Consider the following 12,089-nt stretch of genomic DNA (forward strand, 5'->3'; position numbering starts at 1 on the left):
CCTGTTCGAACAAGCACCACGCTACACCCCGCCACGGACAGGACGTCAAGGAACGCATCGAGAACGGCGCAGAACCCCTCGCGAACTCACCCCGGAACCACCGGCGGCTCACCTGCCGGAGCGCGACAGGGCCCGGGGTGGCGCGGAGGAAGAGGGAGGGAGGGAGGGAGGGAGGGAGGGAGGAGCCGCGACCTCAGGCGGTCGGGCGGGCGGCCGGCTCGACGCCGCGCAGGTAGGCACTCGTGTCGCGGTGCCACAGCAGGACCAGCACCACCACGTCGAGGACCAGCGAGACCCACAGCAGGACCTCGAAGGCGACCGGCAGGTCGGTCCGCAGGCCCGACAAGGACCCCAGGGCCACGAAGACCACCAGGACCCCGAGCGAGAGCCGGGCCCAGTTGTGCCCGGTCAGCAGGAACGCGATCAGCACCCAGATCAGGGCGGCGAAGGTGAGGAAGAGGACGATCGCGACCGGCACGAACGCCGGCGGCTGCACGGTCTCGGTGATGGACGGGTGCCCGGACTCCCACGAGCGAACCAGATCCTCGTGCAGGACCACCGTCAGCAAGGCGTTCAGCCCGCTCAACGCCACGATCCCCCACAGGGCACCGACCACCCAGGTGACCGAACGTGGTCGCTGTCGACCCATCTCGAAACTCCTCAGCCTTGAGCCTGCACGGGTCGGGCGCTGGTTAGGGTCGGCCCATGACGACCGAACACCCGACGATCACCCGGTTCCGCGACGAGCACGAGCGCCGCGGCGGCACGGGTGACGTGGTCATTCTGCCCGATGCGGTGCACACCGCTGCACTCGCCGCCGCGGCCCTCGGCTGTGAGGTCGGCGCCATCGCCAACAGCCTCCTCTTCGACGCCGGCGGTACCCCCGTCCTGATCCTCACCTCGGGAGCGCACCGGGTCGACACGGCCAAGGTCGCGGCCCGGATCGGCGTCGACGCCCTGCGCCGCGCGACGCCCGAGTTCGTCCGCGAGCACACCGGACAGGTGATCGGGGGCGTCTCCCCGATCGGCCACCCGGACACGGTGCCCACCTACCTCGACTCCTGGCTGCGTCGCCACGACGTCGTGTGGGCGGCCGCCGGCCACCCTGCCGCCGTCTTCTCCACGACGTACGACGAGCTGGTGGCGATGACCGGCGCGACCGAGATCGAGGTCGACTGATGGCCGGCGTGGAGGTCTGGCTCAACCCCGCCTGCTCCAAGTGCCGCACCGCGGTGGCCGACCTCGAGGCCGCGGGCGTCGCCCACACCGTGCGCCGCTACCTCGACGACCCGCCCAGCGTCGAGGAGCTCGCCGAGGTCGTCGAGCGGCTCGGGCTCGAGCCGTGGGACGTGGCGCGGGACAAGGAGGCCCGCGAGGCCGGCATCGACCTGCCCCGGGAGCCCGACCACCGCGAGGCATGGCTCGAGGCGCTCGTGGCGCACCCGCGAGCCCTGCAGCGACCGATCATCACCGCCGGCGACGGCACCACTGTCGTCGGTCGGGACCCGGAGTCCGTGGCCCGCATCGTCGCCGCGGAGCGCTGAGGCGCCCCGGCACGGACGGGCCGCGCCCCGCTGTCTGCCTGGGATCGCTTCGCCGTAGGGTGCGGGCATGTCGCGCGTGGTGGTCATCGGTGGCGGGTACGCGGGCCTCGCCTCGGCGGCCCGGCTCGCCAAGCTCGGACACCAGGTCACCCTCCTGGAGCGCTCGGCGAGCCTGGGGGGCGCCCTTTCCTTCGAGTCCGAGGGCGGGTTCACCTGGGACGCCGGTCCGAGCTGGACGATGCTGCCGGCCGTGATCCGGGACCTCTTCCGCAAGTCCGGCCGCCCCGTCGAGCGTGAGCTGGACCTGGTCCCCCTCGACGTCATCCGGGAGCACCGCTTCGAGGACGGCACCTCGGTCGCCGTGCCCGGCGGCTCCCGGAGCGCCCAGATCGCTGCCTTCGACGAGCTGGGGCCCGGGCTCGGGCAGCGCTGGGTCGACCACGTCGCCGGCTTCGGTGAGCAGTGGGAGGTGCTGCGCCGCAACTACCTCGAGACACCGTGGGACCGCGACCACCTGCCCCGCGAGCTGGCCCGACTGCTCAACAGCCGCCAGACCCTGCACCGCTCGCTGCGGCGGGCCTTCTCCGACGAGCGGCTCCAGCTCGTGGCCGGGCACCCGTTCGTCGCCGAGGGCCACGACCTGCGCAACGTGCCCGCCTGGCTCGGGGTGACGTCGTACGTCGAGCAGCGCTTCGGCGCCTGGACGGTGCCCGGCGGGATGGCCACCCTCGGGACCGCCCTGGCGGACCGGATGGCGACCCGCAAGGTCGACGTGCACACCGAGACCGAGGCCTTCGACCTGGTGCTCCGCGAAGGACGGGCCGTGGCCGTGACGTCCTCCGGCGGCGAGTTCGACGCCGACGTCGTGGTCTGCGCCATCGACCCGCGCCGACTTCCGGCCCTGGCCCACCACGTACGTCGCACGATGCCGGCGATCCCACCGGTGGTCAGCCACCTCGGGCTCGACGGCGACCTGCCCGACCTACCGCACGAGCTCGTGCTGCACGGCGACCCGAGCATCGTCGTCCGCACCGGTGGACAGGCACCCGACGGCGCACAGGCCTGGACCGTGCACGGGCGGGGTCGGCTGGCCGAGGACATCCTGCGGGCGCTGGCCCGGCACCGGATCGACGTCCGCAAGAATGTGGTGGTCCGGATCGACCGCTCGCCTCGCGACCTGGTCGAGCGCTGGGGCGGCTCTCCGCTCGGCGTGCTCTGGCAGGGCCGGGTCACCACCCGTCGTCGGCTGGGTCCGGACACCCCGATCCCCGGGGTCTACGCCGCCGGTGCGCACGCCACGCCCGGCGCCGGACTGCCGTTCGTCGGACTGTCGGCCGCGCTGGTCGCCCAGGCGGTCGGCGAGGCCTGATCGGCCTCAGACGGTGATCTGCAGTGCCGCGAAGATCTCCAGCGTCGCCTTGGACCGGTTCAGCGTGTAGAAGTGCAGGCCCGGCGCTCCCCCGGCCAGCAATGCCTCGCAGAGCTCCGCCGCCACGGCGATGCCCTCGGCGCGCAGCGCGACCGGGTCGTCCTCGTGCGCGGCCACCCGGGCCACCACCTCGGTCGGCACCTCCCGACCGGAGAGCTCGGCCATCCGCTTGATCTGGTTGAGGTTCGTGATCGGCATGATCCCCGGCAGGATCGGGATCTCGACCCCGGCAGCCCGCCCGCGCTCGACGAGACCGAAGTAGTCCGAGGCCCGGAAGAACATCTCGGTGATCGCGAACTCGGCGCCGGCGCGCTGCTTGTTGAGCAGCACCTGGACGTCGTGCTCCAACGAGGTCGCCTCACGGTGCCCCTCGGGGAAGGCCGCGACGCCCACGCTGAAGCCGCCGACCTCACGGGCCAGCGCGACCAGTTCGTCGGCGTAGGTCAGCCCTCCCTCGGTGGCGGTCCACGGGGTCCCGGGACCACCGGCGGGGTCGCCGCGCAGGGCGAGCACGTTGTGCACGCCGGCGGCGTCGTACGAGGCGAGGATGCCTCGCAGCTCCTCGCGGGTGTGGCCGACACAGGTCAGGTGCCCCATCGGGGTCAGCGTGGTCTCGTGCGCGATCCGCCCGGTCACCCGGACCGTGGTGTCGCGCGTGGAGCCGCCGGCGCCGTACGTCACCGAGACGAAGGTGGGCCGGTAGGGCTCGAGCGCCCGGATGGCGCGCCAGAGCTGCTCCTCCCCCGCCTCGTCCTTCGGTGGGAAGAACTCGAAGGAGAAGGAACGCTCTCCGTCGCGGATCAGCTGCCCGATCCCCCGTGTGCGGTCCTCTGCCATGGCGGAAGTCTAGGTTCCGCTCCCCACCGGCCCGGGGAACGTCCAGATTCCGTACCTGACTACGCTCGGGTCCGTGACGAGCAGTGGCGAGTGGGACAGCTCCGAGTTCCGTGACCGCGTCCAGGCCGCGCTCGACACGTTCCTCACCGAGCAGACCACGCGGCTCGCTCCGCTCGGCGACGACGCCTCCCGGCTGCTCGACGAGGCCCGCACGTCGGTCTCCGGCGGCAAGCGTTTCCGAGCGGCGTTCTGCTACTGGGGCTACCGGGCGGTGAACCCCGAGGTCGTCGACGAGGACGCGCTGATCCGGGCCTGCGCGGCGCTCGAGCTGCTGCACGCCAGCGCCCTGGTGCACGACGACCTGATGGACGCCTCCGACACCCGCCGCGGTCGCCCCGCCACGCACCGCCAGTTCGATGCCGACCACCGGGCTGCCCGCTGGCGCGGCAGTCCGGAACAGTACGGCGCCGCGGCCGCGATCCTGCTCGGCGACCTGCTGCTGAGCTGGGCCGACGAGCTGCTCCGTCGCTGTGGCCTGCCGCACGAGCAGGTCTCCGCCGCACTCGACCTCTTCGACCTGTGCCGCTCGGAGGTCATCGCCGGGCAGTTCCTCGACGTCTCGGTGCAGGCGCGCGGCCACGCGGACGTCGACACCGCGATGACGGTGCTGCGCTACAAGTCGGCCAAGTACTCGATCGAGCGTCCGCTGCACGTGGGCGCCGCCCTGGCCGGCGGCTCGCCCGAGACGATCCGTGCGCTCTCCGGGTTCGGCCTTCCGCTCGGCGAGGCCTTCCAGCTGCGCGACGACCTGCTCGGCGTCTTCGGCGACCCGGAGACCACCGGCAAGCCCGCCGGCGACGACCTGATCGAGGGCAAGCGCACGGTGCTGGTCGCACTCGCCCTGGACGCGGCGAACCGTGAGGACGCCGCGCTGCTCGACCGCTCACTCGGGACGCCGCTCGACGAGACCCGCGTCCAGCAGTTGCGGGCGATCATCGACTCATCGGGCGCCCACGCCCAGGTGGAGGAGGTCATCGGGCACCTGGCGGACCGGGCCCTGGTGGCACTGGAGCGCAGCGACCTCGACGACCACGCCAGCGGCGTACTCCGCGACCTGGCCTCGGCCGCCACCCAGCGCCTGGTCTGACCGCACGGCCGCTTGCCAGGCGGAGGCCGGTCAACGAGCGGCGAGCCGGTAGCGGGTGGTGGTCATGCCGGAGTCGGTGGTGGAGGTCCCGAGGTGGATCAGTCGGGTCTCGGCCGGCATCCGGTGGAAGAGCGGCAGGCCGTCGCCCAGGATGACCGGGGCGCGGGAGATGACGAGCTCGTCGATCAGACCTCGCCCGAGGAACTCGGTCACGACCTGGCCCCCGTCGACGTAGACCTGGGTGGCGTGCTCCTCGTCGAGGAGGGCGCAGGCGTCGTCGACGGAGGCGACCACCGTGATCCGCTCGTCACGACCCGGGGTCAGCGTGGTGCTGATGACCACGGTCCGGAAGTGCTCGTACGGCCAGAAGCCGAAGGTGAGCACCTTCTCGTACGTGGCCCGGCCCATCACCAGATGGGACACCCCTTCAGTGAAGGCGTCGTAGTCGGGGGGTGCGTCCTCGCCTGCATGTGCCGCCGCGTGGCGGGATTCGGCGGGTGGGTCGGTGAGCCAGTCGAGGCCACCGTCGGGTTGGGCGATGTATCCGTCGACGCTGGTGGCGATGAACACCAGCCCCGTCCAGTCGCGTGGTGCCGTCCTCATGTCAGGGCCTCCAGAAGTGCTCGCGTCGTGATGGCCGGATCCATGCCGGATCGGCGCGCTTCGCCCAATGGGAGCACACCCGTGAGAGCGGCTCAGTCGAGCTCGGGCACACCGATCGGCTCCGGGCCGTCGCCGCGGAGCAGGACGGCGAAGGCGCCTCCGCGCTCGGCGTTGACCCGCGTGCCCAGCACGGTCAGGGCCACGGAGAACGCCCGCTCCTCGGCACGGGCGAACGGACCCCAGCCGTCCCAGAGCAGGACCGTGCCCTCGGAGTCGTCAGCAGCGACGTCGGTCAGGCAGTCGGCCAGCGCGTCGAAGTTGCGGCCGTAGTGCTCGGGGAACTGCAGCGCCGCCCCGATCGCCTCGAGGACCTCGGCCTTGGTCTCGGTGGTCCAGCCGTCCAGGTGCGCGAAACGCCAACCGGCGTGCTCGACCGTGCGGCGTACGTCGGCGACGTCGAAGTGCGCCCGCCACCGGTAGAGACCCGGGGAGACCCGCCCGGCCAGCAGCGCGGCGAGCCCGCTCACCGTCGGATCCGCTCGAAGGACTCGTAGTGGTCGGCCGTCCAGTAGAACTCGCCGGCCAGCCCGGTCACGATCCGACGGGCCCCGCGGTGCGAGAGACCGGGGGTGTCGACGGTGTACTCACGGTAGTGACCCCGCTGCCGGTCGGGCAGGATCTGCTCGAAGTTGCCGAAGATCCCGTCGTCCTGGTCGTAGGGGTACGGCCCGCCGTCGTCGATCCGGTCCAGGGTGTCCCACGCCTGGGGCGGCAGGTCGGCCTCGTCGATCCAGGGCAGCCCGCTGACCGGGTCGACCTGTTCGGAGGCGCCTGGCGTGCTCGAGCCCGTCGGGCTGCTCGTCGCGGTCGGGCTGCTCGTCGCGGTCGGCTGGGCGGTGGTCGGTCCCGTCGGGTCGTCGGCCTGGAGCCACCAGAAGACGGCCCCGGCCAGGGCCGCGACCAGCAGGGTGACCAGACGCCGCCGGTCGGTCATCGCGTTGCTCAGAGCGCCATCGCCTGGGCGCGGCGCTTGACCTCGGAGCCGCGGTTCTCGCGCAGTGCGTCGATCGGACGCCCCGGCAGGTCGAGGTCGGTGAAGAGCCACGCGATGCACTCGCGGTCGTCGTAGTGACCGTCGTGCAACATGGTGAGCAGGCCGGGCAGGCCCTTGACGACGAGGCCGTCCTGGATGAAGTCGGCCGGGATCTGCTGGCCGGCGCCGGGCCGCGGGACGGCGGCGGCGAGCTCGTGCTCGCGGATCATCGTGCGCACCTTGGCGACGGTGACCCCCAGCTCGGCGGCGGCTGCCGCCCAGTCGATCCAGTCGGGGACCAGTGCGCCGAGGTCGATGTCGTGTGCACCAGATTCACTCATGGGGGCAACTCTTCCACCTGCGGCACGCGCAGAGAAACCCTCGCACGCCACGCCCGGGGTGCCTGAGCGCCGCTCCGGGCTCGCGGATCCGTACGATTGGGGTCCCGGATCCTTCCCCGTCCGGTCGCAGGAGGCTCGCCGTGCAGTCAGATCAGCACGCCCGCAAGGGCGGCGACGCTGCCATCAGCGACCCCATCACCGGCCGCCTGCTGGACGGTCGCTACCGGATCGGCCCGCGGATCGCCCGCGGCGGCATGGCCAGCGTCTACGAGGCCACCGACATCCGGCTCGACCGCACCGTCGCGGTGAAGGTGATGCACCCCGGCCTCGGCGACGACGACGAGTTCGCGGCCCGTTTCGTGCGCGAGGCGCGCGCGGCCGCCCGCCTCTCCCACCCCCACGTGGTCGCGGTCTACGACCAGGGCGACGAGCACGGCACGGTCTACCTGGCGATGGAGCTGATCGAGGGCCACACCCTGCGCGACGTCATCCGCAAGGAGAGCCCGATGGCGCCCGGCAAGGCGCTGGCCCTGCTCGAACCGGTGGTGGCCGCCCTCGCCGCCGCGCACCGGGCCGGCCTGATCCACCGTGACATCAAGCCGGAGAACGTGCTGATCGCGGACGACGGTCGGATCAAGGTGGCCGACTTCGGGCTGGCCAAGGCCGTCAGCGCCGACACCCAGCACACCGCCACCGGCGGCGTGCTGATCGGCACGGTCTCCTACCTGGCCCCTGAGCTGGTCGTCGACGGTCGCGCCGACCCCCGCGCGGACGTGTACGCCGCCGGCGTCGTGCTCTACGAGATGCTCACCGGCGAGAAGCCGCACGAGGGCGAGTCCCCGATCCAGGTCGCCTACAAGCACGTGCACGAGGACGTGCCGCCTCCGTCCCGACTGGTGCCCGAGCTCCCGGCGTACGTCGATGCGCTCGTCGCGCGCGCCACCGCCCGGGATCGCAGCCAGCGGCCCGCCGACGCGAGCGTCCTGCTCCACCAGCTGCACCGGGTGGCCTCGGCGGTGGCCGACGGCGTGCCCGACGACCCGGAGCTGACCGCCGACCTGGCCCCGCTGCTGCTGCACCCCGACTCCGGCACGCCGCTCGACGAGCGCGGGGTCCGGACCGACACCGCGCCCGAGCCGTTCGACCGCGCCGACCTCGACGACCTGCGCGCCACCGCCCGACTCTCGGGCCACCCGAGCGAGATCGAGCAGGCGCTCGCGGTCCCACCTGCCCCGGCCCGCGCGCCGCGACGTACGCGACGCCCACGCCGACCGCGCCGACCCGGGCGTTCTCGCCGTGGCCTCGCGCTGCTGCTGGTCGCCCTGCTGCTGGCGATCAGTGCCGGTCTCGGAGCCTGGTGGTTCGGTTACGGCCGCTACACCTCGACCCCGGCGGTCATCGGCCTGGCTCGGGCGGCCGCCGTGGAGAAGATCGAGGCCGCGGGCCTGGCGGCGGAGCTCGGCGAGCCGGCGTACTCCGAGACCGTGCCGGCCGGGCGGGTGCTGGACACCGACCCCGACCCCGGCGTCCGGATCCTCGGCGGCGCGAGCGTCACCCTGGTGATCTCGCTGGGCAAGGAGCGCTACGACGTGCCCGCGATGCGCGGGATGAGCGTCGACGAGGCGCAGGACGCCCTCACCGCGACCAACCTGGGCTTCGGTAAGACCGTCGAGCGCTACTCCGAGAAGGTGCCCGCGGGCACCGTGCTCGGCAGCAACCCGAAGAAGGGCACCACGCTGCGCCCGGACACGGCCGTCGACCTCGTGGTCAGCCAGGGTCCGCGCCCGATCACGGTGCGCGACTTCACCGGCAAGGACGCCGACCTCGCCGAGCGCAAGCTGACCGGCAAGGGCCTCGAGGTCGAGCGCGGCGCCGCGGAGTTCAGCGACACCGTGCCCGAGGGCCACGTCGTCGCCCAGTCCCCCCGCAGCGGCACGCTCTTCCGCGGTGACACCGTGCGGCTCGTCGTCTCCAAGGGGCCCCAGCTCGTCGAGGTGCCCAGCGGTCTGATCGCCTCAGGGGTCAAGGACGCGACCTCGCGGCTGGAAGCCCTCGGCTTCGTGGTGAACGTGGAGCGCGACCGCAACTACATCGGGATCGGCTACGTCTTCCGGGTCGACCCGAAGTCGGGCTCGATGGTGCCCAAGGGCAGCACGATCACGCTCTACCTGATCTGACCCCGTTCGACCGCGACCGGTTCGACGGTGTCGATTGTGGTCGGATCCCCGCCCCCGACTAGCGTTCCGCCATGCTCGACGCCGCCCTCCGCAACCCCGTCGGAACCCACGTGCAGGTGGGTAAGGGCTTGGCCTCCGGCGCTCTCACGTCGGCCGACGAGCTCGGCTGCGAAACCCTGCAGATCTTCGTGGGCAACCCCCGCGGGTGGGCCCTCTCGGCCGGCAACCCGGCCGAGGACGCCGCCTTCCGCACCGCCCTCGAGACCCGCGGCCTGCGCGCGTTCATCCACGCGCCGTACCTGGTGAACCTGGGCTCCCCCACCCCGGCGACGTACGAGAAGTCGGTGGCGGTCGTCGCGCACAACCTGCTGCGTGCCGCGCAGATCGGTGCCGAGGGCGTCGTGGTGCACACCGGCTCCTTCGTCGATCCCTCCGCCGACCCGGCCGAGAGCGAGCAGCGGTACGCCGCCGCGATGCGCCAGGTCCGCGACGGGCTGCTGCCGCTGCTCGAAGGCCTCGGTGACCAGACCGCTCCCTGGTTGCTCCTGGAGCCGACCGCCGGTCAGGGCCGCTCCCTGTGCGCCGGGGTCGAGGACCTCGATCCCTATCTGCGCGCGCTCGACCTGCACCCCAAGGCCGGCATCTGCCTGGACACCTGCCACGTCTTCGCTGCCGGCGCCCCGCTCGACGAGCCGGGCGGCGCGACCGCCACGGTCGACCGGATCGTCGAGATCGGCGGCGAGGGACGGCTGCGCCTGATCCACGCGAACGACTCGATGGACGTGCGCGGTGCGTTCAAGGACCGCCACCAGAAGATCGGCCAGGGCCACATCGGCACCGCCGCCTTCAGCGAGCTCTTCGCCCACCCCGCCACCGCCGGCGTGCCGTTCATCCTGGAGACCCCGGACTCCCGGAACGCCGACAACGTGGACATCCCGCTGCTCAAGCGGCTGCGAGCCGAGTCCCTCGGGTGAGCGCCACCTCCACGCCCCTCACGCCGCCGCTCCCCACCGATCGACGCACCGGGCTGCTCGCCACGCTCGCCCTGCTGGCCATGACGGCCTGCTGGGGATCGACGTTCTTCCTGATCAAGGACCTGCTCGACCGGGTGCCCACCCTGGACTTCCTGGCCGTGCGCTTCGCGATCGCCGCCGCGGTGATGCTGGCGATCGCACCCCGCACCGTCCAGCGGCTCTCTCCCGAGTTGCGGCGGCGCGCGGTCGTCCTCGGCCTGCTCTACGGGGTCGCCCAGATCCTGCAGACCGCCGGGTTGGCGCACACGCCCGCCAGCGTCTCCGGCTTCATCACCGGGATGTACGTGATCTGCACCCCGCTGCTCGCCGCCCCGCTGCTGCGCACCCGGATCACCCCGATGACCTGGGTCGCGGTCCTGCTGGCCACCGCCGGCCTCGGCGTCCTGACCCTGGACGGCCTCAGCATCGGGTACGGCGAGTCGATCACCCTGGTCGCAGCCGTGCTCTACGCGCTGCACATCGTGGGCCTGGGCGCCTGGGCGAGCGCACGCGACGCGCTGGGCATGACGATCGTGCAGATCACCGTGATCGCGGTGGTCTGCCTGGTCGCCACCGCGCCCGACGGGCTGGTCCTGCCGAACACCGGCGCCGACTGGCTCTCCGTGGTCTACATGGCCCTCTTCGCGGGCGCCCTGGCCCTGGTCGGGCAGACCTGGGCGCAGGCCCACCTGACCCCCACCCGGGCCGCGATCATCATGAGCATGGAGCCGGTCTTCGCGGCCTTCTTCGCCGTGCTGCTCGGCGGCGAGTCGCTGACCGCCCGGATGCTGACCGGCGGCGCGATGGTGCTGGTGGCGATGCTGGTGGTCGAACTGGTTCCGCGTCGCAAGATCGAGGCCGAGGTCCAGCACATCGCCGTGTGAGGCCCTGCCGCCGGCTCACATGCTGGCAGCGGGAGGGCCACCGGCGGCCGGTCGACTAGCGTTCCACCGCCGGTCACCCACCACTCGAAGGACACACCATGGTCGTCGTCATGTCGCCCGATGCCACGGACGAGGACGTCGCGAACGTCGTCGCCCGCGTCGAGGGAGTCGGCGGCGAGGCCTTCGTCTCCAAGGGCGTGGTCCGCACCATCATCGGACTGGTCGGGGACATCGAGTCCTTCCACCACCTCAACCTGCGCACCCTGCGCGGCGTGGCCGACGTGCACCGGATCTCGGACCCCTACAAGCTGGTCAGCCGCCAGCACCACGCCGAGCGTTCGACGGTGTGGGTCGGCAGGCCCGGCCACCAGGTGCCGATCGGCCCCGACTCGTTCACGTTCATCGCCGGGCCGTGCGCCGTGGAGACCCCCGAGCAGACGCTGGGCGCCGCCCGGATGGCCAAGTCCGCCGGGGCCACGATCCTGCGCGGCGGGGCGTTCAAGCCGCGGACCTCGCCGTACGCCTTCCAGGGCCTGGGCCTGGCGGGCCTCGAGATCCTGGCCGACGTGGGCGCTGCGACCGGGCTGCCGACCGTGACCGAGGTGGTCGATGCCCGGGACGTCCCGATGGTGGCCGAGCACGTCGACATGCTCCAGGTCGGCACCCGGAACATGGCCAACTTCGGCCTCCTCCAGGCCGTCGGCGGCTCGGGCAAGCCGGTGCTGCTCAAGCGCGGGATGACCGCCACCATCGAGGAGTGGCTGATGGCGGCCGAGTACATCGCCCAGCGCGGCAACCTCGACGTCGTCCTGTGCGAGCGGGGCATCCGCACCTTCGAGCCCTCGACCCGCAACACCCTGGACATCTCTGCGGTCCCGGTCGTCCAGGCGACCAGCCACCTGCCGATCATCGTGGACCCCTCGCACGCCGCCGGCCGCAAGGACCTCGTCGTACCGCTCTCCCGGGCCGCGATCGCCGTGGGCGCCGACGGCATCATCGTCGACGTCCACCCCGACCCGGAGTCGGCCCTGTGCGACGGCCCGCAGGCGCTGCTCGGCGCCGAGCTGCGCGAGCTCGCCCA

14 protein-coding genes are annotated in these 12,089 nt (G+C 72.4%); 8 read left to right on the plus strand and 6 right to left on the minus strand.

Features of this window, described 5'->3' with window-relative positions; translation table 11 throughout:
* Positions 1–193 precede the first annotated feature (193 nt).
* On the minus strand, positions 194–649 hold the full coding sequence (locus ABZE72_RS12465; protein ID WP_372729356.1) for a hypothetical protein: 456 nt from the start codon (positions 647–649) through the stop codon (positions 194–196).
* Positions 650–705: 56 nt separating this feature from the next.
* Here ABZE72_RS12465 and ABZE72_RS12470 point away from each other — a divergent pair, with 56 nt between their 5' ends.
* The 3 genes from ABZE72_RS12470 to ABZE72_RS12480 all read left to right on the plus strand — a co-directional run bounded on the left by ABZE72_RS12470 (position 706) and on the right by ABZE72_RS12480 (position 2,913).
* A complete protein-coding gene (locus tag ABZE72_RS12470; protein WP_372729357.1) occupies positions 706–1,179 on the plus strand; it encodes a YbaK/EbsC family protein in 474 nt (157 codons plus the stop codon).
* Complete coding sequence (locus tag ABZE72_RS12475; RefSeq protein WP_372729358.1) at positions 1,179–1,544, plus strand: ArsC/Spx/MgsR family protein; 366 nt, start codon at positions 1,179–1,181, stop codon at positions 1,542–1,544. Before ABZE72_RS12470 ends, ABZE72_RS12475 begins: the two co-directional genes overlap by 1 nt.
* Positions 1,545–1,611: 67 nt before the next feature.
* Complete coding sequence (locus tag ABZE72_RS12480) at positions 1,612–2,913, plus strand: phytoene desaturase family protein (protein WP_372729359.1); 1,302 nt, start codon at positions 1,612–1,614, stop codon at positions 2,911–2,913.
* A 6-nt stretch (positions 2,914–2,919) separates the two neighbouring features.
* Here ABZE72_RS12480 and metF read toward each other — a convergent pair whose 3' ends face one another.
* A complete protein-coding gene (gene metF / locus ABZE72_RS12485; RefSeq protein WP_372729360.1) occupies positions 2,920–3,810 on the minus strand; it encodes a methylenetetrahydrofolate reductase [NAD(P)H] in 891 nt (296 codons plus the stop codon).
* A gap of 73 nt (positions 3,811–3,883) precedes the next feature.
* On the opposite strand from metF, the gene ABZE72_RS12490 reads away from it, so the two are divergent.
* Positions 3,884–4,957 carry a polyprenyl synthetase family protein gene (locus ABZE72_RS12490; protein WP_372729361.1) on the plus strand — a complete coding sequence of 358 codons (1,074 nt, stop codon included), beginning with the start codon at positions 3,884–3,886 and terminating at the stop codon, positions 4,955–4,957.
* A 30-nt stretch (positions 4,958–4,987) separates the two neighbouring features.
* On the opposite strand, the gene ABZE72_RS12495 is transcribed toward ABZE72_RS12490, so the two are convergent.
* From ABZE72_RS12495 to ABZE72_RS12510, 4 genes are all read right to left on the minus strand, one after another.
* Complete coding sequence (locus tag ABZE72_RS12495) at positions 4,988–5,560, minus strand: dihydrofolate reductase family protein (RefSeq protein WP_372729362.1); 573 nt, start codon at positions 5,558–5,560, stop codon at positions 4,988–4,990.
* A gap of 92 nt (positions 5,561–5,652) precedes the next feature.
* Positions 5,653–6,087, minus strand: coding sequence for a barstar family protein (locus ABZE72_RS12500; RefSeq protein WP_372729363.1), 435 nt, complete (start codon positions 6,085–6,087; stop codon positions 5,653–5,655).
* The gene (locus ABZE72_RS12505; RefSeq protein WP_372729364.1) at positions 6,084–6,554 is read right to left on the minus strand and encodes a ribonuclease domain-containing protein; all 471 of its coding nucleotides are present in this window, start codon (positions 6,552–6,554) and stop codon (positions 6,084–6,086) included. The genes ABZE72_RS12500 and ABZE72_RS12505 overlap by 4 nt, the downstream gene beginning before the upstream one ends.
* Before the next feature lie 8 nt (positions 6,555–6,562).
* Positions 6,563–6,934: an Rv2175c family DNA-binding protein gene (locus tag ABZE72_RS12510; protein ID WP_372729365.1), complete on the minus strand. Its 372-nt coding sequence runs from the start codon at positions 6,932–6,934 to the stop codon at positions 6,563–6,565.
* A 140-nt stretch (positions 6,935–7,074) separates the two neighbouring features.
* Between ABZE72_RS12510 and pknB the strand changes: the two genes are divergently transcribed.
* The 4 genes from pknB to aroF all read left to right on the plus strand — a co-directional run.
* Positions 7,075–9,111 (plus strand): Stk1 family PASTA domain-containing Ser/Thr kinase, encoded by a 2,037-nt coding sequence (gene pknB / locus ABZE72_RS12515; RefSeq protein ID WP_372729366.1) that lies wholly within the window; start codon positions 7,075–7,077, stop codon positions 9,109–9,111.
* A 71-nt stretch (positions 9,112–9,182) separates the two neighbouring features.
* The gene (locus ABZE72_RS12520) at positions 9,183–10,085 is read left to right on the plus strand and encodes a deoxyribonuclease IV (RefSeq protein ID WP_372729367.1); all 903 of its coding nucleotides are present in this window, start codon (positions 9,183–9,185) and stop codon (positions 10,083–10,085) included.
* A complete protein-coding gene (locus ABZE72_RS12525; protein ID WP_372729368.1) occupies positions 10,082–11,008 on the plus strand; it encodes a DMT family transporter in 927 nt (308 codons plus the stop codon). The genes ABZE72_RS12520 and ABZE72_RS12525 overlap by 4 nt, the downstream gene beginning before the upstream one ends.
* 98 nt (positions 11,009–11,106) lie before the next feature.
* Positions 11,107–12,089: 3-deoxy-7-phosphoheptulonate synthase (gene aroF / locus ABZE72_RS12530; protein WP_372729369.1), on the plus strand; the 983-nt coding region annotated here is incomplete at its 3' end.

The organism is Nocardioides sp. (genome assembly GCF_041600255.1).
Classification (GTDB): domain Bacteria; phylum Actinomycetota; class Actinomycetes; order Propionibacteriales; family Nocardioidaceae; genus Nocardioides.